Annotated in this window: 21 protein-coding genes, 4 tRNA genes and 1 riboswitch; of the genes, 5 read left to right on the forward strand and 20 right to left on the reverse strand. The window is 60.1% G+C overall.

Going from position 1 to position 25,715, the window contains the following annotated elements; genetic code table 11:
* Positions 1–271: 271 nt before the first annotated feature.
* The 3 genes from QMK47_RS22085 to QMK47_RS22095 all read right to left on the reverse strand — a co-directional run bounded on the left by QMK47_RS22085 (position 272) and on the right by QMK47_RS22095 (position 2,991).
* Positions 272–964: a sensor histidine kinase gene (locus QMK47_RS22085; RefSeq protein ID WP_253477319.1), complete on the reverse strand. Its 693-nt coding sequence runs from the start codon at positions 962–964 to the stop codon at positions 272–274.
* Positions 957–2,564 carry a tetratricopeptide repeat-containing response regulator gene (locus QMK47_RS22090; RefSeq protein ID WP_253477321.1) on the reverse strand — a complete coding sequence of 536 codons (1,608 nt, stop codon included), beginning with the start codon at positions 2,562–2,564 and terminating at the stop codon, positions 957–959. The genes QMK47_RS22085 and QMK47_RS22090 overlap by 8 nt, the downstream gene beginning before the upstream one ends.
* Before the next feature lie 350 nt (positions 2,565–2,914).
* Positions 2,915–2,991 (reverse strand) — tRNA-Arg (locus tag QMK47_RS22095).
* A 525-nt stretch (positions 2,992–3,516) separates the two neighbouring features.
* Between QMK47_RS22095 and QMK47_RS22100 the strand changes: the two genes are divergently transcribed.
* From QMK47_RS22100 to QMK47_RS22110, 3 genes are all read left to right on the forward strand, one after another.
* Positions 3,517–3,843, forward strand: a complete 327-nt coding sequence (locus QMK47_RS22100; protein WP_053124387.1) for an Arc family DNA-binding protein — start codon at positions 3,517–3,519, stop codon at positions 3,841–3,843.
* A gap of 167 nt (positions 3,844–4,010) precedes the next feature.
* Positions 4,011–4,811 carry an AraC family transcriptional regulator gene (locus tag QMK47_RS22105; RefSeq protein ID WP_253477323.1) on the forward strand — a complete coding sequence of 267 codons (801 nt, stop codon included), beginning with the start codon at positions 4,011–4,013 and terminating at the stop codon, positions 4,809–4,811.
* 91 nt (positions 4,812–4,902) lie between these two features.
* Positions 4,903–5,511, forward strand: a complete 609-nt coding sequence (locus QMK47_RS22110) for a LysE family translocator (protein ID WP_320389328.1) — start codon at positions 4,903–4,905, stop codon at positions 5,509–5,511.
* Between the two features lie 648 nt (positions 5,512–6,159).
* Here the strand turns inward: QMK47_RS22110 and mgtE are convergent.
* Positions 6,160–7,602 (reverse strand): magnesium transporter, encoded by a 1,443-nt coding sequence (gene mgtE, locus QMK47_RS22115; RefSeq protein WP_003204768.1) that lies wholly within the window; start codon positions 7,600–7,602, stop codon positions 6,160–6,162.
* A gap of 322 nt (positions 7,603–7,924) precedes the next feature.
* Between mgtE and QMK47_RS22120 the strand changes: the two genes are divergently transcribed.
* Positions 7,925–8,440 (forward strand): cell envelope protein SmpA, encoded by a 516-nt coding sequence (locus tag QMK47_RS22120; protein ID WP_253478638.1) that lies wholly within the window; start codon positions 7,925–7,927, stop codon positions 8,438–8,440.
* A 40-nt stretch (positions 8,441–8,480) separates the two neighbouring features.
* On the opposite strand, the gene QMK47_RS22125 is transcribed toward QMK47_RS22120, so the two are convergent.
* From QMK47_RS22125 to ltaE, 7 genes are all read right to left on the reverse strand, one after another.
* Positions 8,481–8,557 (reverse strand) — tRNA-Arg (locus QMK47_RS22125).
* Positions 8,558–8,629: 72 nt separating this feature from the next.
* Positions 8,630–8,706, reverse strand: a tRNA-Arg gene (locus QMK47_RS22130).
* 106 nt (positions 8,707–8,812) lie between these two features.
* Positions 8,813–8,903 (reverse strand) — tRNA-Ser (locus tag QMK47_RS22135).
* Positions 8,904–8,965: 62 nt separating this feature from the next.
* Positions 8,966–9,154 carry a carbon storage regulator CsrA gene (gene csrA, locus QMK47_RS22140; protein ID WP_003178872.1) on the reverse strand — a complete coding sequence of 63 codons (189 nt, stop codon included), beginning with the start codon at positions 9,152–9,154 and terminating at the stop codon, positions 8,966–8,968.
* Positions 9,155–9,338: 184 nt separating this feature from the next.
* Positions 9,339–10,580 (reverse strand): aspartate kinase, encoded by a 1,242-nt coding sequence (locus tag QMK47_RS22145; protein ID WP_014339802.1) that lies wholly within the window; start codon positions 10,578–10,580, stop codon positions 9,339–9,341.
* Positions 10,581–10,669: 89 nt separating this feature from the next.
* On the reverse strand, positions 10,670–13,291 hold the full coding sequence (gene alaS / locus QMK47_RS22150; protein WP_214509502.1) for an alanine--tRNA ligase: 2,622 nt from the start codon (positions 13,289–13,291) through the stop codon (positions 10,670–10,672).
* 146 nt (positions 13,292–13,437) lie between these two features.
* Positions 13,438–14,442, reverse strand: a complete 1,005-nt coding sequence (gene ltaE / locus QMK47_RS22155; protein ID WP_258689155.1) for a low-specificity L-threonine aldolase — start codon at positions 14,440–14,442, stop codon at positions 13,438–13,440.
* A gap of 253 nt (positions 14,443–14,695) precedes the next feature.
* A riboswitch (FMN riboswitch) is annotated at positions 14,696–14,864 on the forward strand.
* 100 nt (positions 14,865–14,964) lie between these two features.
* On the opposite strand from ltaE, the gene QMK47_RS22160 reads away from it, so the two are divergent.
* Positions 14,965–15,474: a 6,7-dimethyl-8-ribityllumazine synthase gene (locus tag QMK47_RS22160; protein ID WP_024618891.1), complete on the forward strand. Its 510-nt coding sequence runs from the start codon at positions 14,965–14,967 to the stop codon at positions 15,472–15,474.
* A 123-nt stretch (positions 15,475–15,597) separates the two neighbouring features.
* Here the strand turns inward: QMK47_RS22160 and astE are convergent, their stop codons facing one another.
* The 9 genes from astE to QMK47_RS22205 form a co-directional block, all read right to left on the reverse strand.
* Positions 15,598–16,605, reverse strand: coding sequence for a succinylglutamate desuccinylase (gene astE, locus QMK47_RS22165; RefSeq protein ID WP_258689156.1), 1,008 nt, complete (start codon positions 16,603–16,605; stop codon positions 15,598–15,600).
* A 12-nt stretch (positions 16,606–16,617) separates the two neighbouring features.
* Positions 16,618–16,905 (reverse strand): hypothetical protein, encoded by a 288-nt coding sequence (locus tag QMK47_RS22170; RefSeq protein ID WP_003178862.1) that lies wholly within the window; start codon positions 16,903–16,905, stop codon positions 16,618–16,620.
* A gap of 69 nt (positions 16,906–16,974) precedes the next feature.
* Positions 16,975–18,321 carry an N-succinylarginine dihydrolase gene (gene astB, locus QMK47_RS22175; RefSeq protein ID WP_320389329.1) on the reverse strand — a complete coding sequence of 449 codons (1,347 nt, stop codon included), beginning with the start codon at positions 18,319–18,321 and terminating at the stop codon, positions 16,975–16,977.
* Between the two features lie 132 nt (positions 18,322–18,453).
* Positions 18,454–19,923, reverse strand: a complete 1,470-nt coding sequence (gene astD, locus QMK47_RS22180) for a succinylglutamate-semialdehyde dehydrogenase (protein ID WP_320389330.1) — start codon at positions 19,921–19,923, stop codon at positions 18,454–18,456.
* The gene (gene astA / locus QMK47_RS22185; RefSeq protein ID WP_320389331.1) at positions 19,920–20,945 is read right to left on the reverse strand and encodes an arginine N-succinyltransferase; all 1,026 of its coding nucleotides are present in this window, start codon (positions 20,943–20,945) and stop codon (positions 19,920–19,922) included. The genes astD and astA overlap by 4 nt, the downstream gene beginning before the upstream one ends.
* A gap of 54 nt (positions 20,946–20,999) precedes the next feature.
* On the reverse strand, positions 21,000–22,019 hold the full coding sequence (aruF, locus tag QMK47_RS22190) for an arginine/ornithine succinyltransferase subunit alpha (protein ID WP_092145236.1): 1,020 nt from the start codon (positions 22,017–22,019) through the stop codon (positions 21,000–21,002).
* A gap of 234 nt (positions 22,020–22,253) precedes the next feature.
* A complete protein-coding gene (locus QMK47_RS22195; RefSeq protein WP_214509497.1) occupies positions 22,254–23,474 on the reverse strand; it encodes an aspartate aminotransferase family protein in 1,221 nt (406 codons plus the stop codon).
* A 353-nt stretch (positions 23,475–23,827) separates the two neighbouring features.
* Complete coding sequence (locus QMK47_RS22200; protein WP_018612661.1) at positions 23,828–24,808, reverse strand: GlxA family transcriptional regulator; 981 nt, start codon at positions 24,806–24,808, stop codon at positions 23,828–23,830.
* Positions 24,809–24,921: 113 nt separating this feature from the next.
* Positions 24,922–25,686, reverse strand: a complete 765-nt coding sequence (locus QMK47_RS22205) for an ABC transporter ATP-binding protein (RefSeq protein WP_018612663.1) — start codon at positions 25,684–25,686, stop codon at positions 24,922–24,924.
* Positions 25,687–25,715: the final 29 nt, after the last annotated feature.

Here is a 25,715-nt window from a genome sequence, read left to right on the forward strand (position 1 = left end):
TCAGTCGCTGCGCGAGTGAACGCTGGCCATCGGTCGTCATGACGCAATCCTTGTTATGTGCGAGCCGCGAACGGCAACCCGTACAAAATAGGCTTCGGCTGTTCGGAATATCAAGCACCCACAGACAATTAAAATCTTGTGCAATACGAGTGTGGGAGCGAGCTTGCTCGCGATGGCTTCGGCTCAGTCAATATTGAGCTGACTGATACATCGCTATCGCGAGCAAGCTCGCTCCCACAGGGGATTTTGCTGTTTTTTATAAAGCGCACGCTCAGGGCAGGTAAAGCCGGAACACCCCACCGCCCAACACACCGCCATTGGCAATCTCGGTACGCCCGCTCACGCCGCCGCGCTGGTGCAGCCCGGCGATCCGCGCGGCGAAGTACAGGCCCAGCCCGGTGCTGCCGCTGCTGTGGTTGATACCCTGCACGTACTCGGCCTGACGCTCGATCATCTCTGGCGGGTAACCTTCGCCGTCGTCATTGATCGTCAGCACCAGTTGCCCGGCCTCATCGCTGACACTGATCAGCAGCGCCTGGCGCGCATGGCGAATGGCATTGTTGATGCAGTTGTCGAGCACCGAAGCAATCAGTTCACGGTCGAAAAAGCCCAAGGGGCTGAGCGGATCTACGTCATAGGTGACCATGATCCCGCGACTGCGGAACACGTCCTGATGGCCGGCCAGTTGCGCCTCGATGAAGTCATCCAGCTCATGGTAGGCCGGGTGCAGCGGCAACTGGTTGACACCGAGCTTGTACAGCCCCAGCAGTTGCACCAGCAAACCATTGAGATGGGCGAACTCGAACTCGATGACGCCTTGCTCCGAGGTCTGGCGCTCGGCGTCGGGCAGGCGCTCGAGCCATTGCGTATGCGTCTGCATGAGCAAGGTCAGGGAGTTCTTCATGTCGTGCACGGTCGACGCGATCACCGTGGAAAAATCGAGGGCCTGTTCGCTGTCATTCATCGCCAAATGCCTTGCTTCGCAGTTTTTGATAACGCGCAAAACGCGCATCGGTGTCGGGCATCATGCCCACCAGTTTCAGACAGGCGCGGCACTCCAGCAGCAGTTCCGACTCCACGCTGGTGTCGGTGCCATGCAGCAGCGATTGCGCCATGTTCAGGGCAATACTGATGTTCTTCGGTTGCATCTTCAGGGCGCGGCGGAACAGCTCCCGCGCCTCCGGCAACGCGCCGGTCTTGTAGACCCGCACGCCTTCGCGGTTCAACTCGGCGGCGGCATTGCCCTGGTTGAGGATGTTCGGATCGTCGGTCAGCTTGGCGATGCCTTGCATCACCGTCGGGTCATCACCGTAGATTTCCGCGCAGTTCTTGAGCATCGACTCGCCGGCACTGGTCTGGCCAAGCATTTGCAACTGCTTGGCCACCAGCAACGCGGCCTCGGCGCTCATGAATTGCTCCATGCCATCGAGGCGCTGCAAAGCCTGTTCGGTGAGCTTCTCGGCAGTTTCGGCATCGTTGAGCAACAGGCTGGTGGCCTTCATCAGCCGCGCCCGAACCTGCAGCCCCGGGTCGTTGAGGTTCTCCTTCGCCACGGCGCTGAGCGTGGTGTTGATCTCCAGCCGTGTTCGGGTATCGAGGCCTTTTTCGCTGCCCTTGCTGATCAACGCATGGGCCAGGCCGAGGTTGCTTTCCGGGTCCTTGAAGCGCGACTGCGCGCCCTGCCCGACCGCCTGGCGATAGGCCCGGGAAGCCGTGTCGTAGTCTTCGTTGGTCATCGCCAGCTTGCCCAACAACGATTGGCGACGCACCGCCAGCGGCGACAGGCGCACCGCCTCTTCCAGCACGTGCTGCGCCTGTTTGGTGTCACCTTCGGCCACCAGCACGTCGGCCATGCCGTCGTACAACGCCGGCATCATTGGAAAGACTTTCAGGGCCTTTTCATAAACGGCCTTGGCCTGCGCCACCTGGCCACGCTTGAACATCAACTTCCCAAGCCCCACGTAGGCCCACGGCAACGGGCGATCCGCGATGATGGAGTTGTATAGCCGCTCAAGGGCCTCGTTCTGATTCAGGTCGCGCAACGCATCGGCTCGATAACGCAGGCACAACGGTCCGTAGCGCGGATCCTGCTTGCACAGGGCGATACAGGCATTGAGCACTTCCATCGGCTTGCCACGATCGAGGGCTTGCAGGATCGGCTTGAGCAGGGTCTTGCGCTGCTCGAGCCGCTCCAACCGCTGGGCCAGGCCGGAGCGGTTGAACGGTTTGGTCAGGTACGCATCGGGCTCATGCTCCAGGGCACTGAGCACCATCGCCTGGCTGGTCTCGGCGGTCACCATGAGGAAGACACTTTCATGGCTGATCAACTTTTCGACCATCAGGTCTTCAAGCACCTGCTGGCCATTCTTGCGCCCATCGCCCAGGTGATAGTCCTGCAAGATGAAGTCATAGCGTTTCTGCGAACACATGCGCAGCGCCACTTCACCGGTGTCGGCGGTGTCCACGTCCTTGACGCCCAGCTCACGCAGCATGGAGCGGATCGAACTGCGGAAATCCGAGAAATCATCGACGATCAAAAAACTTTTTTGGTGGTACGCCAGCATCGAGGATGTCCAGGCAAGTAAGAAAATAACCCAATGGCATAACAACGAAACGCCGTGTCACAGCCCCGAGGCGCGCAGATGATAGCCACCAACCAGCAACGTTCAAGGGATTTCAGCAACCGCTTGGCCTGGCTGAGTCGTGACGCACATTGCGAGCCGAAACGTTGGAGAGAAACGGGCTCATCGGGTTATCGGCAGGAGATGGCGTTCCGTTAAGGGGAAGGTGTGGGAGAAACCGAGTGCGAAGGATCAGCTAAACACAGAACCCGTGGCGAGGTTGTTGATCGTTCGGGAGATGGGGATGCGAGCAGGAAAAGTCAGCGACAATTTCGCTAACCCATTGTTTATAATGGTGTCCCAGGGCAGGTTCGAACTGCCAACCTTCCCCTTAGGAGGGGGATGCTCTATCCAATTGAGCTACTGAGACACGAGTCGACCACGAGAGACGCGGTGCGCAGGACGGCGTGCATGTTAACGACCTGCCCTGCGTTTGTCATGTCGCCCATGGCTTTTTAAGTGTAGGCAAATAGTAGTCCCTGTAAGGCTGACAGATCCTGGACGTCGAGCTTAGGCCGCCATTCATCTGTCCTGGCTCGCTTATCCTAGTAAATCGGCCATTTGCCACTATCCTGTACAAGACAGGGACGGCACACGTTTTTGTCCATTTCCGTTATCCGCCAGACGGTATGGCACATAGACACAATCCGACGGTCACAGATGCGAACCTGTTGTTTTTTACCAACCAGTCCGCATTTTTTGATGAAGGGTACTGGCAGAACGCCTTTACCCGGATCAGAATTTGTCACAGAATTGGCGCCAATGATCTGGCAATTTTGAGGCATGATGCGGGCCTCTTAACAATTCAGGTTGAACATTTGGCAATGGAGCTTGTCCTATCGACATCCTGCGGCCAATCCCGAGAACCGCTCCCCTGAACTAACCGGTTAAATATATGCGCCCAATGAAACAGGCAATTTATTCCAGCCGTACGGCTGACAAGTTCGTCGTACGTCTGCCAGACGGAATGCGGGAACGCATTGCCGAAGTGGCTCGCAATCATCACCGCAGCATGAACTCTGAAATCATCGCGCGTCTTGAGCAAAGCCTTATTCAGGAAGGCGCGCTGGGTGAAGAGTTGAGCATGCGCCTGGACAGCCCAGAGCTGTCATTGCATGAGCGCGAACTGCTTCAACGCTTCCGACAACTCTCCCATCGCCAGCAGAACGCCCTCGTTTCGCTGATTGCCCATGACGCAGAAATGGCCGCAGACGCGACCTGATAGCCCAAAAATACTCAAGCCAGCCTCGTGCTGGCTTTTTTTTGCCTGGCGTTTGGCCTCAAGCCTGCTTTTCAAGCACTCATCAGAGCCATCGATCCAACACCACTGCTGATCCATGGCAGTGATGCTAAATTGATCCGCTAAAAAGTATGGGCATGGAGGCCTGCATGACAGGTCACGCATTCAAGATTCAAAGAATCCCAGGGCTGGGCGTGGAAATCGTCGAGGCCGATTCAGATCGAACGTTTGTCCGGCATATGCACGAGCATTTCGGCATTGGCTTGCTTGTGCGCGGAGCGCAACGCTCAGCCAGCGGCCGAGGCCAGGTAGAAGCGACGGCTGGCGACCTTATATCGGTCAATCCGGCCGAAGTGCATGACGGCGTCCCCATCGGAAACGGAACGCGTCGTTGGCAGATGCTGTATTTCGACCCGCCGTTGATTGCGCAGGCATTCAAGGATATGGCGCACGATGGGGGCATCTGCGCCCAGGAATTCGCCTATCCGGTACTGCAAAGCCCGCGTGCAGCAGAATTGTTCCGCACTTTGTACCAAGCCGTCGCTCAAGCCGAGGAGTTTGGCGATCACTTGAAGATCGAAGAAACGCTCGTGCTTTTGCTCGAACATCTGCTGGATCGCTCCATGCCGATAGCGTCTTTGCCGGAGGTCGCGGCAAACCGTGCAAAAGCCTTGATCGACGACGATCCGCAGTCGTCCATGTCGCTTGCCCTGCTCGCCAGGGAGGCCGATTTAAGCCGCTTTCAACTGGTACGCGCCTTCACCCGCCTGACCGGTTTGACACCCCACGCCTATCTGCTGCAACGACGCATCCACCGAGTACGACAACTGATCGCTGCTGGCATGCCGCTGGCCGATGCGTCCCTGGCCAGCGGTTTCGCCGATCAGAGCCATATGACTCGATGCTTCGTGCGCAGCTTTGGATTCTCACCGGGCATGTACGTCCGGTAAGGACACCCATAGCGACCTGCAATTTCGTTCAAGACGCCCCTTCTCACTGCAGGCAGGCTGGAGACTTCATAACTGCCAAGGTCGGCGTCGCATGAACCTCGAATTTTTTATCACTTCCCTGATCGTGGCAGCTTCGCCTGGCACTGGCGTGGTCTATACGGTGGCGGCCGGCCTGGCCCGGGGCTGGCGCGCAAGCGTGGTAGCGGCATTGAGTTGTACCCTGGGGATTGTGCCGCACATGCTGGCAGCCATCACGGGCCTCGCTGCACTGCTGCACACCAGCCCATTGGCCTTCGAGATCGTCAAGTACCTGGGCGTCGCTTACCTGTTGTGGATGGCATGGAACACGCTCCAGAGCCATGGGGCATTGCATATTGATCCGCACAAGACTCCGCGATCGAATGGCGCGGTGATTTTGTCGGGCATCTTGATCAATCTGCTGAATCCAAAGCTGTCGATTTTTTTCCTGGCCTTTCTACCGCAATTTCTCGCGCCAGGAGAAACGGATGCCATGTGGCGCATGCTGCAACTGAGCTTCATCTTCATGGCGATCACCTTTGCCGTCTTCGTCATCTATGGCGTGCTCTGCGCATCGATGCGCCGCCATGTTCTGGAGCGCCCATCCGTGTTGCAGTGGATACGCCGGCTATTCTCGGCAGCTTTTTTGTTACTGGCGACGCGATTGGCGTTGATGCAGTGATGCGTGGGGGATTTTGCGTGATGAACAAAACCGCCAATAGGTTAGTGCTCGGAGATTTTGATCTGCCGTTCAGGGGGGCAAACGACACAAAAACCTGTGGGAGCGAGCTTGCGCGTGATGAGGCCGGCACATCCAACATCACCGCAAACTGACCCTCCGCCTTCGCGAGCAAGCCCGCTCCCACAGGAGAAATGCGGTCTCATCAAGAACCAGGTCGGCTATCAGGCCGCCTCGCGGTAGACGTTGATCTCGGCGCCCCGTTAACCACGATGGCCGAACGCAGGCATTGTGGAGTGGGCATCCCGGCATGGATGCCGGGATAGCCGCGCTGGGCCATGGATGGCCCTTCGCGGCGGGCCCACGGAGCAATGCCTTCGTTCAGGCATGCCGAGCCTAGGCGAGGCACCGAGTGGTGGGGCAGAAGCGCTTTGGTTACTTTCGACTGGGCCGGCTTCCGGGCTTTTCGAAAGTGACCCGCCGTCAGGGCGGAACCATAAGCAGCCGTTACCGCAGAAACGGATATACACACCGATCAAACACCCCCCAAAAGAAGCGCAAAAAAAAACGGCGCTTCCCATTTCTGAAAGAAGCGCCGTTTTTCTATGTAGACAGTATTACGCCAAACAGGCGGGTTTCTCGATGAGCGACTCAGAGCAGGAAAATCGTCGCCAACCCCAGGAAGATGAAGAACCCGCCACTGTCAGTCACCGCGGTAATCATGACACTGGCGCCCATGGCAGGGTCACGGCCCATGCGGGCCAGGGTCATGGGGATCAGGACCCCCATCAATGCCGCCAACAACAGATTGAGCGTCATCGCGGCCGTCATGACCACCCCCAGCGACCAGCTGCCATAGAGCAGATAAGCCACCACGCCAATCACACCACCCCAAATCACGCCGTTGATCAGGGACACAGCCAGTTCCTTGCGCATCAATCGCGAAGTGTTGCCGGTACTGACCTGGTCCAGCGCCATGGCACGGACGATCATGGTGATGGTCTGGTTGCCAGAGTTGCCACCGATACCGGCGACGATGGGCATCAGCGCCGCAAGCGCCACCAGTTTTTCGATGGAGCCTTCGAACAGGCCGATGACCCGGGAGGCAACAAACGCGGTGATCAGATTGATCGCCAACCAGGCCCAGCGGTTACGCAGGGATTTCCAGACCGAGGCGAAGATGTCTTCTTCTTCGCGCAGACCGGCCATGTTGAGGACTTCGCTTTCGCTTTCCTCACGAATCAAGTCGACCATTTCATCGATGGTCAGACGACCGATCAGCTTGCCGTTCTTGTCGACCACCGGCGCCGAAATCAAGTCATAACGTTCGAACGCCTGGGCCGCATCATAGGCGTCTTCGTCCGGGTGAAAGCTCACCGGATCGCTGGCCATCACCTCGGCCACCTGTTTTTCCGGGTCGTTGACGAGCAAACGCTTGATGGGCAGAACGCCCTTGAGCACGCCGTCGTAGTCGACCACAAACAGCTTGTCAGTATGCCCAGGCAGTTCCTTGAGGCGACGCAGGTAGCGCAATACCACTTCAAGGCTGACGTCCTCTCGGATCGTCACCATCTCGAAGTCCATCAGCGCACCGACCTGCTCCTCGTCGTAGGACAACGCCGAACGCACACGCTCACGCTGCTGGCCGTCGAGGGCTTCCATCAGTTCGTGGACAACGTCCCGCGGCAGTTCGGGCGCAAGGTCGGCGAGTTCGTCGGCGTCCATTTCCTTGGCCGCCGCCAGCAACTCGTGATCATCCATGTCGGCGATCAGGGTTTCCCGAACCGAGTCCGACACTTCGAGCAGGATGTCACCGTCGCGATCAGCCTTGACCAACTGCCAGACCGTCAGACGCTCTTCCAGTGGCAAGGCTTCAAGAATGTAGGCGACGTCGGCGGAGTGCAGATCATCGAGCTTGCGTTGCAGCTCGACGAGATTCTGCCGGTGGACCAGGTTCTCGACCCGGTCATGATGCGGACCTTCCTGGCGATGCGTCAGGTCTTCGACGACACGCTGGCGCTGCAGCAGCTCAACAACTTGAGCGAGGCGATCCTGAAGGCTTTCCTGCGTTTTTTTTACATCTACTTGGGTCATAGGCGAACTCCACTCCCAGCAGTGGAGCACGCCGGAAGGATCAATCAGTCAATTCATGATTGGCAAAACTAAATATTGAGTAACTACTGGGTAAGTCCATGGAGATATTCCAAAGCCCCGGCGGGGCTGACGGGCGCAATCATACACCGCTTGACGCTTTAAAACGCTAAAAAATCATGGCAAGAACAAGCGCTTGCGAGACAAACCTGAACACAGGCTGAACCTGTTCCCTTACGACGACTTATCCAGAAAAGAAAACACACGCCGCGGCAGAAATGCGGCGACTACCCTTCTCTTCTGCACCGTCAAGGAGGACGACCGGATGCACCTCAACCACTGCCTGTTCCTGCTCGCCTGCTTGCCCTGCCTGCCTTTATCGGCTGCCGGGCAGACCGTGCATCGCTGCGAAAACGTCGCAGGACACGTGACATTCACCACCCTGAGCTGCGGCCCGGGAGAAGCCCTGTCGCTACAACAGATCCATCCGTATCGCCCAGGTTCGACCGAACCGACAATCAAACCGACGACCGAGGCGATGCTGCCTGAAGCGGAGCGCGGGCTAACATCCGACAACAAAACCACGCGCAAGGAACCGACCGTGGTTGGCCAGTTCCAGGACCGCTGCGGGAACCTCATCGACGCCAGGCAACGCCGCGACGCCATCCTGGGCCGACGCATCATCGCCGGCATGAGCCAACAGGACGTAGAGAGCGCCCTGGGCAAGCCAGATTCGATCAAAGTTCGGAATTCGAGCACGCGGTATAGCTACAAGGCGAAGAAACGCCGCAGCGCAGAGGTCGTGTTCGATGAGAGGGGATGCGTAAAAGGCAAATCGTAGACAGCAAAAAGCCCGCGTAAAACGCGGGCTTCTTGGTGTTTGGTGCACTCGACAGGATTCGAACCTGTGACCGCTCGGTTCGTAGCCGAGTACTCTATCCAGCTGAGCTACGAGTGCAGGTTGTGGTTTTATACCAGATCACAACTGGTTGAAGCCAAGTTATTTGCATTGCTGCAAACAACTCTTAAATGGTGCACTCGACAGGATTCGAACCTGTGACCGCTCGGTTCGTAGCCGAGTACTCTATCCAGCTGAGCTACGAGTGCATTTGTTGCCGCGCATTATAGGTCGTCAATTCCTTTTGTAAAGCGCTTTTTTCAGTAATTTCAAGCACTTACTGATCAAGCCAGGTTTTGACGCACTAAAAAATAATGGCGGAGAACGGGGGATTCGAACCCCCGACACCCTTTTGAGGTGTACTCCCTTAGCAGGGGAGCGCCTTCGGCCACTCGGCCAGCTCTCCGCAACACGGGGCGTATATTAACCACCTTCATCCCCGTTTGCAAACATAAAAATCGATAAAAATTAATGGCTTGGTTCGTCGTCCTTCTCTTTCTTGATACGCAGGTAAATTTCCTCGCGGTGTACAGCAACCTCTTTCGGGGCATTAACGCCGATACGCACTTGGTTTCCTTTGACGCCGAGCACGGTCACGGTGATTTCGCCATCGCCAATAATCAGGCTTTCTGCACACCGACGGGTCAGAATCAGCATACCTTTCTCCTCACGCAATTCACTTAAGGGACAACAGTCTGAAAAAAAAAGGCATTGGACCTACAACCGAAACGGTCGAAGCCTACAGGCCTAGTATTGACCAGCGCGGGCAAAAGAACAGTTTTGGGACGCGCCATTCAGAAAAACAAAGGGCGCGGTCCAGCCGCGCCCTCCAGACAACGCTTTACTCGCCCGGTTGGGCAGCAGCGTCGAGTTCGAAAGCCGTGTGCAGGGCGCGCACGGCCAGTTCCAGGTACTTCTCTTCGATGACCACGGAAACCTTGATTTCCGAGGTAGAGATCATCTGGATGTTGATGCTTTCCTTGGCCAGGGATTCGAACATGCGGCTGGCCACGCCTGCGTGGGAGCGCATGCCGACACCGACGATCGAGACCTTGGCGATCTTGGTATCGCCCACCACTTCCCGGGCACCGATCTCGCCAGCGGTTTTTTTCAGTATCGCTTCGGCAGACTGGTAGTCGTTGCGGTGCACGGTGAAGGTGAAGTCAGTGGTGTTATCGTGCGAGACGTTCTGCACGATCATGTCGACTTCGATGTTCGCGGCACTGATCGGGCCGAGAATCTTGAACGCCACGCCGGGGGTGTCTGGCACGCCACGGATGGTCAGCTTGGCTTCATCGCGGTTGAAAGCGATGCCGGAAATGATCGGCTGTTCCATGGATTCCTCTTCATCAATAGTAATGAGGGTGCCCGGACCCTCTTTGAAGCTGTGCAGAACGCGCAGCGGAACGTTGTACTTGCCGGCGAATTCGACCGCCCGGATCTGCAACACCTTCGAACCGAGGCTGGCCATTTCCAGCATCTCTTCGAACGTGATCTTGTCCAGGCGCTGGGCCACAGGCACCACGCGTGGGTCGGTGGTGTAGACACCGTCCACATCGGTGTAGATCTGGCATTCGTCAGCCTTGAGGGCCGCTGCCAGCGCTACGCCCGTGGTGTCGGAACCACCACGGCCGAGGGTGGTGATGTTGCCCTGCTCGTCTACACCCTGGAAACCGGCGACGACCACGACACGGCCAGCCTTCAGGTCGCCGCGAATCTTCTGGTCGTCAATCTGCAGAATACGCGCTTTGTTGTGCGCGCTGTCCGTCAGGATACGCACCTGGTTGCCGGTGTAGGACACCGCTGGCACGCCACGCTTGATCAGCGCCATGGCCAGCAAGGCGATGGTCACCTGCTCGCCGGTGGAAACGATCACGTCCAGCTCACGGGGAACCGGTTGCTGGTCGCCGCTGATTTGCTTGGCCAGATCGATCAGACGGTTGGTCTCGCCGCTCATTGCCGACAGCACAACCACCAGGTCATCGCCCGCCTCGCGGAATTTCTTAACCTTGTCGGCGACTTGTTCGATTCTCTCGACAGTGCCGACCGAGGTGCCTCCAAATTTCTGTACGATCAAAGCCATTTCAAAGCCGCCTCTGCCCATGAAGGGCGCCCAATAATCACTCAACAGCAACCGGGCCGGCCACTAGACTGCAAGCCCGGGACGCTGCCTTAAATACCCTGCTCTACAAATGCAACGGTCTGGGCCAGTGCCGCGTCCAGTGCGCCGACGTCGGTACCACCGCCTTGCGCCATGTCCGGACGACCACCGCCCTTGCCGCCCACTGCCGCAGCGGCTTGCTTCATCAAATCACCGGCTTTGAGTTGGCCAGTCAGGTCTTTGGTCACGCCTGCGACGAGAACGACCTTTTCCTCATGGACACTGCCGAGCAGGATCACTGCGCGGCCGAGTTTGTTTTTCAGTTGATCGACCAGCGCCAGCAGCGCCTTGCCATCCTGGCCGTCCAGACGCACGGCCAGCACTTTCACGCCCTTGACGTCCACGGCCTGGGCCGAGAGATCGTCGCCCGCAGCGCTGGCGGCCTTGGCCTGCAACTGCTCGAGTTGCTTTTCCAGCAGGCGATTGCGCTCCAGCACAGCCGATAGCTTGTCGATCAGGTTGTCACGGCTGCCCTTGATCAGGGTTGCCGCTTCCTTGAGTTGTTCTTCGGCCGCGTTGAGGTACGCCAGGGCCGCCGCGCCGGTGACCGCTTCGATCCGGCGCACGCCGGATGCCACGCCACCTTCGCTGATGATTTTCATCAGGCCGATGTCACCGGTGCGGTTGGCGTGGATGCCACCGCACAGTTCAACGGAGAAGTCGCCCATGCTCAGCACGCGCACGTTGTCGCCGTATTTCTCGCCGAACAACGCCATCGCGCCCTTGCGCTTGGCGGTCTCGATGTCGGTTTCTTCGGTTTCCACCGGGGAGTTCTTGCGAATCTCGGCGTTGACGATTTCTTCCAGCGCCTTGAGCTGCTCAGGCTTGATGGCTTCGAAATGGCTGAAGTCGAAGCGCAGGCGCTGACTGTCCACCAACGAACCCTTCTGCTGGACATGCTCGCCCAGCACCTGGCGCAACGCAGCGTGCAGCAAGTGCGTGGCTGAGTGGTTCAGCGACGTGGCATGCCGAACGTCGGCGTCGACATGGGCGGCCACCGGGGCGGCGATCATCAGGCTGCCCGACGCCAGCACGCCGTGGTGCAGGAAGGCGCCGCCGGTCTTGGTGGTGTCACGCACGTCGAAACGCGAACTGCCGGCCTGCAGGTAGCCGCTGTCGCCGATCTGGCCGCCGGATTCGGCGTAGAACGGCGTCTTGTCCAGCACGATCACGCCTTCCTGGCCTTCGCTCAGGATGTCGACCGATTGCCCATCCTTATAGATGGCGACGATCTTGGCCGAGCCGGTGGTGCCCGCATAACCGGTGAACTCGGTGGCCACATCAACCTTGACCAGGCTGTTGTAGTCCATGCCGAAGGAGCTGGCAGAACGCGCACGCACCCGCTGGGCGTCCATCTCACGCTCGAAACCTTCCTCGTCGAGGGTCAGGTTGCGTTCGCGGGCGATGTCGCCGGTCAGGTCCATCGGGAAACCGTAGGTGTCGTACAGCTTGAACACCACATCGCCCGGGACCACGTTGCCCTTGAGCTCGGCCAGGTCCTGCTCGAGGATCTTCAGGCCTTGCTCCAGGGTCTTGGCGAATTGTTCTTCTTCAGCCTTGAGCACGCGCTCGATGTGCGCCTGCTGGGATTTGAGTTCCGGGAAGGCTTCGCCCATCTCGGCCGCCAATGCCGCGACGATCTGATAGAAGAAGCTGCCCTTGGCGCCCAGTTTGTTGCCGTGACGGCAGGCGCGACGGATGATCCGGCGCAGCACATAACCGCGGCCTTCGTTGGAAGGCAGCACACCGTCGGCAATCAGGAAACCGCAGGAACGAATGTGGTCGGCCACCACTTTGAGCGACGCCTGGTTGTCGTTGGTGCAACCGATGGCCTGGGCCGATGCGCTCAGCAGGCTCTGGAACAGGTCGATCTCGTAGTTGGAGTGAACGTGCTGCAGCACCGCACTGATCCGCTCCAGGCCCATGCCGGTGTCGACCGACGGCGCTGGCAGCGGATGCAACACGCCATCGGCGGTGCGGTTGAACTGCATGAATACGTTGTTCCAGATCTCGATGTAGCGGTCACCGTCTTCTTCCGGCGAGCCGGGTGGGCCGCCCCAGATGTCGGCGCCGTGATCGTAGAAAATCTCGGTGCACGGACCGCACGGCCCGGTGTCGCCCATGGTCCAGAAGTTATCGGAGGCGTAAGGCGCACCTTTGTTGTCGCCAATGCGCACCATGCGCTCAGCCGGGACACCGACCTCTTTGGTCCAGATGTCATAGGCTTCGTCGTCGGTGGCGTAGACCGTTACCCAGAGCTTCTCCTTGGGCAGGTTCAGCCACTTGTCGGAGGTCAGGAAGGTCCAGGCGAAGGTGATGGCGTCGCGCTTGAAATAGTCACCGAAGCTGAAGTTACCCAGCATTTCGAAGAAGGTGTGGTGACGAGCGGTATAACCGACGTTCTCCAGGTCGTTGTGCTTGCCGCCGGCACGCACGCACTTCTGGCTGCTCACCGCACGGGTGTAGGCACGTTTTTCCTGGCCCAGGAAGCAGTCCTTGAACTGGTTCATCCCCGCGTTGGTGAACAGCAGGGTCGGGTCGTTGCCCGGAATCAAAGAGCTGGAGGCTACTCGGGTGTGGCCTTGCTCTTCGAAGAAGCGAAGGAAGGCTTCACGGATTTCTGCGCTTTTCATTAGGTTCTTCCACGGAGGCTGCGGCCAAAGGCCTGTGCAAAACGTCAACAGACGAAGCAACGGCAAAGGGCCGCATTATATCGGCCCTGCGCGTGGGGTACAGCGTGTTTATACGATAGAAACTGTCAATTGCCCCGGTTGACGGGTCATTGGCGGGAAAATTCGACGAAAGTGGCGATCACCTGGTCGATTTGCGCCGCGCTCACGTCCATGTGCGTCACCATTCGCAGGCGTGGCGCAGCGCTGAGCTTGACGCCCCGCTCATCGGCAAATGCCTTGATCGCCTCGGCCCGTTCGCCCATTTGCACGTAGACCATGTTGGTCTGCACCGGCTCGACCTCGTAACCCGCCGCGCGCAAGCCCTCGGCGAGCCGCTGGGCATTGGCGTGGTCATCGGCCAGGCGCTGGACCTGATGTTCCAGGGCGTACAGCCCCGCCGCCGCGAGAATCCCGGCCTGACGCATGCCGCCGCCGACCATCTTGCGCAGCCGGCGGGCCTTGCCGATCAGCTCGACGCTGCCGCACAGGACCGACCCCACCGGCGCGCCGAGGCCCTTGGACAAGCACACCGACACCGAATCGAAATGTTGCGTGATCTGCCGGGCGTCGACATTCAGCTTGACCGCAGCGTTGTACAACCGCGCCCCGTCCAAGTGCAGGGCCAGGCCATGTTCCTGGGTAAAACGCCGGGCCCGGGCCAGGTATTCCAGTGGCAGCACCTTGCCCTGCATGGTGTTTTCCAGGGCCAGCAGGCGGGTGCGGGCAAAGTGGAAATCATCGGGCTTGATCGCCGCAGCGACGTGTGCCAGGTCCAGGGAGCCGTCCGCCTGCACCTCAAGAGGCTGGGGCTGGATCGAACCGAGCACCGCCGCACCACCGCCTTCGTATTTGTAGGTGTGGGCCTGCTGGCCGACGATGTATTCGTCGCCGCGCTCGCAGTGGGCCATCAAGCCCAACAGGTTGCTCATGGTCCCCGTGGGCACGAACAGCGCTGCGGCAAACCCCAGGCGAGCGGCCAGTTCGGCCTCGAGGCGATTGACGGTCGGGTCTTCCCCATACACATCGTCACCGGTAGGCGCGCTGGCCATGGCATCGAGCATGCCGGCGGTAGGTTGGGTGACCGTGTCGCTGCGAAGATCGATAACGCTCATGAATCTGGCCTCGGGCTCAAGTGGAGGGAAATCCCTTTCGAAGGGCAATTACTGCGGTCATGGCGAGGAATAATCAAGCCCAGAACGACACGAACCAACAGATTATTCAAATCCCCTGTGGGAGCGAGCTTGCTCGCGATGACGGCGGCACATTCAGCACCGATGCAAGCTGACCCACCGCCATCGCGAGCAAGCTCGCTCCCACAAGGGGTTATGTGTTAAAAATTATCCGCCGTCACACAGCGTGGCGGCAAAACGTTCTCAGGGCGGGGCGCAATTCCCCACCGGCGGTAATTGCACGCAACGTGCATAGCCCGCGAGCGCTTGGTGGTGCACCGGTTTTTGGGGTGTAGCGGCAAGGTCAGCAGACCCGGTGTGATTCCGGGGCCGACGGTCATAGTCCGGATGAAGAGAGAACGGGATTGGCACCCAAGGGCCGACTGCGACTGTCCGTGCGCGGCGTACCCTCGAATCCCCTTCGATTCATGACGCCCTGTTTTTCACACAAACAGGAACCAGAACATGCAACCCACTGCAATCGACAGCAAAAGCAAAAGTCATCCGGGCGAGCGCGTCGCGTTCATCCAGGCCTGCTGGCACAAGGAAATCGTTGACCAGAGCCGTAAAGGCTTCGTCGCCGAAATGATCATCCAGGGTTACCAGGAAAGTGATATCGACTTCTTCGAAGTCGGTGGCGCCTTCGAGATTCCGCTGCACGCCAAGCTGCTGGCCAAGTCAGGCCGCTACGCCGGCATCGTCGCCGCCGGCCTGGTGGTGGACGGTGGCATCTACCGTCACGAGTTCGTCGCCCAATCGGTGATCAGCGGCCTGATGCAGGTCCAGCTGGAAACCGAAGTGCCGGTATTCTCGGTCGTGCTCACGCCGCATCACTTCCATGCTGGGGAAGAACATCAGAAGTTCTTCTTCGAGCACTTCGTGCACAAGGGTCAGGAAGCAGCGAAGACCTGCGCCGATACGTTGCACAAGACCCGGGCGTTACGCCGTAGTGAGCAGCGGGCGGTAGCGGTCTAAAAGCCGCTAAAAAACCTGTGGGAGCGAGCTTGCTCGCGATAGCGGAGTGTCAGTCGCCTTCAACATTGACTGGTACACCGCTATCGCGAGCAAGCTCGCTCCCACAATGGTTTTGTGGGGATTTTAGATCAGGTTTTCATCGGTCGCCGGCACGATCAGGATGCCAGCCCGCAAGCCATTCTTGACCTTGGGGTTCGGAAAGATGATCCGGGCGCCCTCTTCTTCGATCACCCAGCGGGTCTGGGCGATGTCTTCGGCCAGCACGTAGCCTTTCCCCAATTCCGAGAAGTTCTCGATGTCCGTCGGCAGATTCAGGCGGAAGCTGTCGCTGTGCTTGATGATTTCCCGGGCGACGCTAAACAGCTGCAGGCCATCGAGCCCTTCATCCAGCTCCGGCTCGTTGCCCTCGATGATCTGTTGCAGGCGGGTTTCCAACAGGCTGACGTTGACCCCGTCGTTCTGTCCGAATGGCCGGGCCTTGCCCAGTTCCAAGGTGAAGGACTCGGCACCGAGCTGGTCGTAGGTGTAGGCGCTGAACACAATGGACGGCTTGTTCTGCAGCAACACCGCCTCCATGCCCGCGGCACGCAAGCGTGCCAGTTCACGGCGTGAATGCTGGCGACCTTCTTTCCACGGGTAGAGGGCGAACTGCTCGATCTTCGAGCCGCGGATGGCAGTGTGCAGGTCGTAATGCAAGCGACTGCGCTCTGGCCGGCTGAAAAAACTGGCGGCCAAGCGCTCCAGCTCGCAGGCCCGTAGCGCCTCAGGACCGCCGCTCAGCTCATGGCGGCCATTGAACAGGCGGTTGACGTCTTGTTCGACGAAACGCTCTCCGCGCCGGATGGCCTCGGGGTTGCCGAACAGGAACAGAACGCGTGCCCGCGGCTTCAAATGGCCACGGGCGATGTCATGCAACAAACGGTCGAGCAACTCGATCGGCGCGGTTTCGTTGCCGTGGATACCGGCCGACAGCAGCAGGTCCAGGCCGTTATCCCGGGCTTCGGGCGGCTTGACCTCCAGCGCGCCCTCGCTCAACCAGCGCATCCGTACGCCTTCGACAGTCAGTTGAGTCTTCTCCGCCGGTTCACGGCCGGCGAGGGTCAGTTCAAGCAGTTTGCCGAGGGCGAGCATAGCGCGGTTTCCTTAATGGTCGTGGCCGCAATCCGGGCCATGGACATGGTCATCGTCGCCGACGTCCGCCGGTTCCATTTCCAGTTGCAGGCTGACCAGGTTGGTCGCCAATGGACGCAACAACAGGTTGGCGTATTCCTCGTCCCCTTCCTCGACATCGACGCCGATCAGCAACTGACCGCGGCCATCCTGCTGGATCCACAACTCCTTGCCTTGCCACATCACCGCGACGCGGGTGCAGGAGGTTTCCAGTTGGGTGCCGTCGGTGTCTTCAAGGATCAGCTGCAAGGTATCGCTCATGTCTTTACATTCTCGTCTGGGGATAAGGCAACGCGCCCTGCTTTGACTGTAGTCAGGTCGCGCGCGCTTTCAATTGATCTGGAAAGGATAAACCGAGCCAAGTTTAAGGATTTGTGTCAGTTCATCCAGTGCCGCACGGCATTCGAGCAGCAACTGCGGGTCTGCCAGATCATTTTCGGTCATGCGGTCGCGGTAGTGCCGCTCGACCCATTGGGTCAGCGAATCGTACAGCGGCGCGGTCATGATAACCCCTGGGTTGACGGCCGCCAGCTCGGTTTCATTGAGCGCCACGCGCAACCTCAGGCAAGCCGGGCCGCCACCGTTCTGCATGCTTTGCTTGAGGTCGAAGACCTTCACTTCGCGAATCACCCCGCCAGTGCCCGTCAGGCCCTGCAGGTATTGCCAGACACGTTCGTTGCTACGGCATTCTTCCGGCACGATCAACAGCATCGAGCCGTCGGGGCGCGACAGCAACTGGCTATTGAACAAGTAGGAACGTACCGCGTCATCGACGGTGACCGCCGAACGCGGCACACACACCGATTGAAATTTCCCACCGACTTTGGCGAGTTTGCTGCTCAGCTCGGCCAGCATCTTGTCGGTGTCGAGGAACGCATCCTCGTGATAGAACAGCACTTCGCCATTGCCCACCGCGATCACGTCGTTGTGGAACACACCCTGGTCGATCACCGACGGATTCTGCTGGGCGTACACCACGCCCTCCTCCCTCAGCCCATGCAGGCGGGCAACGGCCTGGGAAGCTTCCAGGGTCTGGCGCGCCGGGTATTTCTGCGGCGCGGGATAGCGGGTGTCAAAAGCACTGCGGCCGAACACGAAGAACTCGACACCGGCCTCGCCGTAGGTGCGGCAGAAACGGGTGTGGTTGGCCGCGCCTTCGTCGCCGAACTGCGCCACCGCCGGCAAGGCGGCGTGGTGGGCGAAGTGTTGCTGGTTGGCAAACATCGCCCCCAGCACGCGACTGGTGGTCGGATGCTCGATGCTGCGGTGGTATTTGCAGTTCAGGTTGGCGGCGGTGAAATGCACGCGGCCATCGGCCGTGTCGGCGCTCGGGCTGACCGTGGCGGCGTTGGCCACCCACATGCTGGAGGCCGAGCAACTGGCAACCAGCAACGGCATCGCTTCTTTCGCAGCCTGCTGGATGACCTGGGCATCGCTGCCGGCAAAACCCAGCCGGCGCAGGGCCGCCACGTCCGGGCGCTCCTGCGGCGCCAGCACACCTTGCTGGAAACCCATGTCCATCAGCGCTTTCATTTTCGCCAGGCCCTGCAACGCCGCTTCCTTGGGGTTGGAGGACTGCTGGCTGTTGCTCTGGGACGCGACGTTGCCGTACGAGAGCCCGCCGTAGTTATGGGTCGGCCCCACTAGACCGTCAAAGTTGACTTCATAGGATTTCATCAGCGAGGCTCCACGAGAATCTGTTTTTTATAGGCATCAAATAACAACCGCGGCGCGGCCTTCGCGAGCAAGCTCGCTCCCACAAGGTTCTGCGCAATCCTTTGTGGGAGCGAGCTTGCTCGCGATCGGGGTTCACACCATTCGCACGCCGGGGGTCAGGGCAGCCGGCATGACGAGGCTCGGGGTTTCCAGGGAAGCCACCGGATACGCGCAATAATCGGCCGCGTAATAAGCGCTGGCGCGATGGTTGCCCGAGGCGCCGACACCGCCGAACGGCGCGCTGCTGGCGGCCCCGGTCAGCTGTTTGTTCCAGTTGACGATACCGGCGCGGCTTTGCAGCCAGAACTGCTGGTAACGCTCCTGGGAATCGGACAGCAACCCGGCAGCCAGGCCATATTGCGTATTGTTGGCCTCGGTGATTGCCGCTGCGAAATCTTTGTAGCGGATCACTTGCAGCAACGGCCCGAACAGCTCTTCATCAGGCCGCTCGGCCACGGCCGTCACGTCCAGGATACCCGGCGTCAGCAATGCGGCCTGGGCCTGCGGTTGGGTCATGCTCAACAGCGGCACGGCGCCTTTGCCCAGCAAATGGTTTTGCGCATCCATCAGCGCCTTCGCCGCGGCCAGGGAAATCACCGAGCCCATGAACGGTGCCGGTTGCTGGTCGAAAGCACCGACTTCAAGGGTCGAGCTGACCGCCACCAGGCGCGCCAGCAGGGCATCGCCCCAGGCGCCTTCCGGCACCAGCAGGCGGCGCGCACAGGTGCAGCGCTGCCCGGCGGAAATGAAAGCGGACTGAATAATGGTGTAGACCGCCGCATCGACGTCGGCCACCTCATCCACCACCAGCGGGTTGTTGCCGCCCATTTCCAGCGCGAGGATCTTGTCCGGACGCCCGGAAAATTGTTGGTGCAACAGATTGCCGGTGCGGCTGGAGCCGGTGAAGAACAGCCCGTCGATGCCTGGGTTCGCCGCCAGGGCGATACCGGTTTCCCGCGCCCCTTGCAGCAGGTTCAGTACGCCCGCCGGCAGACCCGCCTCGACCCAGCACTTGACCGTCAGCTCGGCGACTTTCGGCGTCAGTTCGCTCGGCTTGAACAGCACGCTGTTGCCGGCCAGCAGCGCTGGCACGATGTGGCCGTTGGGCAAATGACCAGGGAAGTTGTAGGGGCCGAAAACCGCCACCACACCGTGGGGCTTGTGGCGCAGTACAGCAGTGGCGTCGCCCAGGGGGCCGCTCTTCTCGCCGGTCCGCTCGCGGTAGCTCTGCACCGAAATGGCGACTTTGTTGACCATGCTGGTCACTTCGGTCGCCGCTTCCCACAACGGTTTGCCGGTTTCTTCACCGATGCAATGGGCCAGTTCGTCCGCGTGGCTTTTCAGGGCAGCGGCAAAGGCTTCCAGCACCTGGATGCGTTCATCCAGCGAGCGCCGAGCCCAATCCGGGAACGCCTGGCGCGCGGCCTGCACCGCCGACTCCACTTGCGCGGCCGTGGCGCCGTTGCCCGACCACAACACCTCTTGGCTCACCGGGTTCAACGACTCAAAGAGGTCGCCCTGGCCTTCCAGCCAGCTTCCTGCGATGTACAGCGAGTTCATCATTTCGACTCCCGGGCAGCAGACAACGCGACGGCACGTACCTGGTCACCGGCGTTGAGTTGAAGACGTTTGGCGGTCAGCGGATCGACCACCAGTGTGCCGGCGGCAAAGCGCGCCGGTGCAGCGGTGATGCGGCAGTCTTCGCGCTTGCGGTTATGGATGAGGAACGGCGTGGCGTCATCGCCCGGCGTGCCGATGGCCAGCACCAGCGCCTGGCTGTCACGAATCGCGCGAATCTTGCCGGTTTCGCATTCCACCGCCGGGCCGGCGTCGAAGATGTCGACGTAACCCTGGTAGCTGAAACCTTCGCTCTTGAGCATCGACAATGCCGGTTCCGTGTCCGGATGAACCTGGCCGATCACGGTCCGGGCATCTTCGGACAAGAAACAGGTGTACAGCGGGAACTTGGGCATCAGCTCGGCGATGAACGCCTTGTTGCCCACGCCGGTGAGGTAATCGGCCTGGCTGAATTCCATCTTGAAGAAGTGCCGGCCCAGGCTTTCCCAGAACGGTGAACGCCCCTTGTCGTCGGACATGCCGCGCATCTCGGCGATGATCTTGTTGCCGAACAGCCGTGGGAATTCGGCAATGAACAACAGCCGCGCCTTGGCCAGCATGCGGCCATTGAGACCACTGCGGAAATCGGCATGCAGGAACAGCGAGCACAGCTCGGAATTACCGGTCAGGTCGTTGGCCAGGAACAGGGTCGGGATTTCCCGATAGATGTTCAGTTCCTGGGAAGCGCTGACCGTCAGGCCGACCCGGAAGTTGTACCAGGGCTCACGCAACCCCACGGCACCGGCGATGGCGGAAATGCCCACCACGCGACCGTCATCGTCTTCGAGCACGAACAGGTAGTCCGCGTCACCGCGCCCGGCTTCGCCGCGAAAGGTCTTCTCGGCCCAGCCGACCCGATGGGCCAGGCGCTCTTCGTTGGCCGGCAAGGTGGTCAGGCCGGTGCCCGTGCTGCGGGCCAGGGCGATCAGAGCGGGTAAATCGCTGCTGCGTACGGGACGAACGATCATGCTATCTCCTCAAACGGGTCGCTCACGCCACCCGCGAAACTCAGCTGTAAAGCGTTATACGGCTACCAGACGCACGCTGGCGCCTTCGCCGACGCCCAAGGCTTCGGCCGCTTCCATGTCCAGCGTCACAGGTTTGCCCGGCGCGTAATCGAGCTCGAGCAGCACGGCGCGGTAATCCTGCAATTGGGCATTGGCCACCAGGTACTGGCGGCCGGCCCCCTTGACCGGTTCGCCGATCTTGACCGGCACCACGCGGCTCTGGGCGATCGAGCGGATGCCCGAGACACGAGCATGCAAGGTCGGGCCACCGTCGAAGATGTCGATGTAGTGATCGGTCTCGAAACCCTCGCGCATCAGGATGTCGAAGGTGATCTGCGCCCGCGGATGGACCTGGCCCATGGCTTCCTGGGCGGCGTCCGGCAACAGCGGCACGTAGATCGGGTAATGGGGCATCAGCTCGGCGAGGAAAGTACGGCTTTTCAGCCCGCACAGGCGCTCGGCGGCGGCGTAGTTGAGGTCGAAGAAGTTGCGACCGATGGCGTCCCAGAACGGCGAGTCGCCATTCTCATCGCTGTAGCCGACGATCTCGGTCACCACCGAATCGGCGAACCGTTCCGGGTGGCTGGCGACGAACAGCAGGCGCCCGCGGGAATTGAGTTCCGACCATGGCGAACCCACCAGTTCCGGCACCACGTAAAAACTGGTCAGCAAGCTGTTGCCAGTCAGGTCGTGGCACTGGGAGAGCACGTGGATCTTGTTGTGGATCTTCAGCTCACGGGAGGCATGAACAAAAGTCTCGTTGCGAAAGCTGTAGAACGGTTCGGAATAACCGGCCGACGCGACGATGGCCGAACAGCCCACCAGCTTGCCGGTGGTAGTGTCTTCAAGGACGAAGAAATAGCTCTCTTCACCGTTGAAGCTGACTTCGGCGGCGAACGAGGCTTCGCTTGCGGCGATCTTGTCGCTCAGGCGTTCCACGTCATCCGGCAAGGAAGTGACACCGATCGGACTGTCCGCAGCCAGACGCTGTACCTCGCCCAGATCAGCCATTTGCGCGGGGCGCATCACCAGCATGGTGTCACTCCTTAACTTGAAATAAAGGGTTCGACCGTGGGGTCGATACACAGAAAAAAACTAAACGAACACCCTGGCCCGCATTGCATCTGCGGCGGTCTTCGATTTTTCAGCCGCTGCAAGACTCCTGTGGGAGCGAGCTTGCTCGCGATAGCGCAGTGTCAGCCAACATTCATTTCACTGAGGCACCGCTATCGCGAGCAAGCTCGCTCCCACAAGGGGTCCGACTCAGCCTTAGGCTTGGGTCAACTTCGCCGCGGCCCGCTCGAAGCGATCCAGGCCTTCGTCGATGTCGGCGTCTTCCACCACCAGGCTCGGAGCAAAGCGAATCACGTCCGGACCGGCTTGCAGGATCATCAGGCCTTCCTGTTCGGCGGCGTTGAAGATGTCCTTGGCCTTGCCTTTCCAGGCGTCGTTCAGCACGCAGCCGATCAGCAGGCCCAGGCCACGCACTTGGGTGAACAGGCCGTACTTCTCGCCGATCTGCTCCAGGCGAGCCTTGAACTTGTGATGCTTGGCTTTGACACCCGCGAGCACTTCAGGGGTATTGACCACATCGATCACCGCTTCGGCCACCGCGCAGGCCAGCGGGTTACCGCCATAGGTGGTGCCGTGGGTGCCGACGACCAAGTGCTTGGCCAGCGCTTCGGTGGTGAGCATCGCCGCGATCGGGAAACCACCGCCCAGGCTCTTGGCGCTGGTGAGGATGTCCGGGACCACGCCGTAATGCATGTAGGCGAACAGGTGACCACTGCGGCCCATGCCGGTCTGCACTTCGTCGAACACCAACAGCGCGTCGTGGGCATCACACAAGTCGCGGGCGCCTTGCAGGTAGGCCTGCTCGGCCGGCAGCACACCGCCCTCGCCCTGGATCGGTTCCAGCACCACGGCGCAGGTCTTGTCCGAAATAGCGGCTTTCAAAGCGGCCAAGTCGTTGTAAGGAACGTGGGTGATGCCAGTAATTTTAGGTCCGAAGCCGTCGGAGTACTTCGACTGCCCACCGACGTTGACGGTGAACAGGGTACGACCGTGGAAGCTATTGAGCGCGGCGATGATTTCGTACTTCTCGCTACCGAAACGATCGAACGCGACACGACGGGCCAGCTTGAAGGCGGCCTCGTTGGCTTCGGCGCCGGAGTTGCAGAAGAACGCGCGCTCGGCAAAAGTCGCGTTGACCAGTTTATGGGCCAGGCGCAGGGCCGGCTCGTTGGTGAATACGTTGGACACGTGCCACAGCTTGTTGGCCTGTTCGGTCAGTGCACCGACCAGCGCCGGGTGGGCATGGCCCAGTACGTTAACTGCGATACCGCCAGCAAAGTCGATCAGCTCACGACCGGATTGGTCCCATACGCGGGAACCGGCGCCACGCACAGGTATGAAGGCAGCAGGTGCATAGTTGGGAACCATAACCTGGTCGAAATCGGCGCGTTGTACCGCGGCTTGCTCAACGGACATCGGAGTCTCCTGATGAGGAACACCCGCCTGGAACTGGCGGGCTTGGTAAGGATTGTAAGGACAGTTTTCAGCCCGGCCTTGCCGCCAAGCGACAACTTCTTATAGCGCCAACCCACGTTTTTCGCGGGTTTACGGCAATGCGACAAATAGCGTCGCAAAGGCGCAGTTTAAACGTTGCTGGTGTATTTGAGGGGCTGGCTTCCACATTTCCCTCGGCCATGCAAAACACTTGTGGCGAGGGGGACTTATCTGTGGGAGCAAAGCTTGCTCGCGATGCAGGCGCCTCGGTTCACCAAGGACCGCGTCGCCTGCATCGCGGGCAGGCCTTGCTCCCACAGAAGCGTGTTGTGCCACTAGCCGCGCTCGGACGGCACCGAGGACAATTCGAACGGGCTGCTGCTGCGGCGCTGGTTGCGGTCTTCCCGCGGCGTGGCGCCGAAGAAGTTGCGGTAGGCGCTGGAGAAGTGCGGCCCTGAGGAGAAGCCACAGGACAGGCCGATCTGGATGATGGATTTGCTGGTCTGCATCAGCATCTGCCGGGCCTTGTTCAGGCGCAGCTCCAGGTAATACTGGCTAGGCACGCGATTGAGGTATTGCTTGAAGATCCGCTCCAGCTGTCGACGGGATACACAGACATGCTGGGCAATCTCGTCGGTGGTCAGCGGCTCTTCGATGTTGGCTTCCATCAGCAGCACCGCCTGGGTGAGCTTTGGATGGCTGGAGCCAAGACGGTTCTGCAACGGGATGCGCTGACGCTCGCCGCCCTCGCGAATGCGCTCGACCACCAATTCTTCCGACACCGCACCGGCCAGCTCCGCGCCATGATCGCGAGCCAGCACCGCCAGCAACAGGTCGAGCACCGACATGCCGCCGCAGGCGCTCAGGCGGTCGCGGTCCCAGTCAAACAGATGGCTGGTGGCGATGACCTTCGGGAAACGTTCGGAGAAATCATCCTGCCAGCGCCAATGCACGGCGGCACGGTAACCGTCGAGCAAACCCAGCTGGGCCAGGGGATAGACGCCGGCAGACAAACCGCCGATCACACAACCGGCACGCACCAGTTGCTTGAGGGCGCTGCTCAGGGGTGAGGCCAACGCAGTCGGCGGCTCATCGGCCAGCAGGAACAGCTTCTGGAAGCCTTCGAGCTTACCGGCCCAAGGCTCGCCCGGCAGTTGCCAGGCGCCGTCGGCCGGCGGTTCGGCCTGCAAGAACGACAGTTCGTAGACCACATCCGGATGCACCCGCTGAGCAACACGCAAGGCCTCCTCGGCCAGCGCCAGCGTCAAGGCTTTAGTGCTGGGCCAAATCAGGAAACCTATTCGATGGGCAGTCATGGCGAGCAATCCGAAGCGAAAACAGTGTTAAAGCCAAAAGCGGCTGCAACCAAATTAGACCATCTGGCGCGCGGTGCGCAGCATGACCCAAATCAGGTGCGTAACGGGAGCGATTACTTGAGGCTGCCCGAAAGAAATTGTTGCAAGCGCTCGGATTGCGGATTGACCAGCACTTCGCGCGGGTTGCCGCTTTCTTCGACGATGCCTTTGTGCAGGAACACCAGTTGGTTCGACACTTCACGGGCAAAGCCCATTTCGTGGGTCACCACCACCATGGTCCGGCCTTCCAGGGCCAGGGCCTGCATCACCTTGAGCACGTCGCCTACCAGCTCCGGGTCGAGGGCCGAGGTCGGCTCGTCGAACAGCATCACCTCCGGCTCCATCGCCAGCGCACGGGCAATCGCCACACGCTGCTGCTCGCCGCCGGACATATGGCCCGGGTAGGCGTCCTTGCGATGGGCCACGCCAACCTTGTTCAGGTAGTGCTCGGCCTTCTCCCGCGCTTCAGCCTTGGCCACGCCCAGTACATGCACCGGCGCTTCCATGATGTTTTCCAGCGCAGTCATGTGGGACCACAGGTTGAAATGCTGGAACACCATCGACAACCGCGAACGCATGCGTTGCAGTTGCTTGGGGTCCGCGGCCTTCAACGCGCCGTCCTTGCCGGCGACCAGCTTCAACTCTTCGTTGTTGAGCAGGATCTTGCCGGCATGGGGTTGCTCAAGCAGGTTGATGCAACGCAGGAAAGTACTCTTGCCGGAGCCACTGGAGCCGATGATGCTGATCACATCGCCAGCGGCGGCTTTCAGGGACACCCCCTTGAGCACTTCGTGACTGCCATAGCGTTTATGCAGGTCTTGGACTTCAAGCTTGTACATGCGGTCGGTTCTCACAAAACGTCAGTCGT

It is taken from the genome of Pseudomonas sp. P9_35 (assembly GCF_034008205.1).
In the GTDB taxonomy this organism is placed as follows: domain Bacteria; phylum Pseudomonadota; class Gammaproteobacteria; order Pseudomonadales; family Pseudomonadaceae; genus Aquipseudomonas; species Aquipseudomonas kilonensis.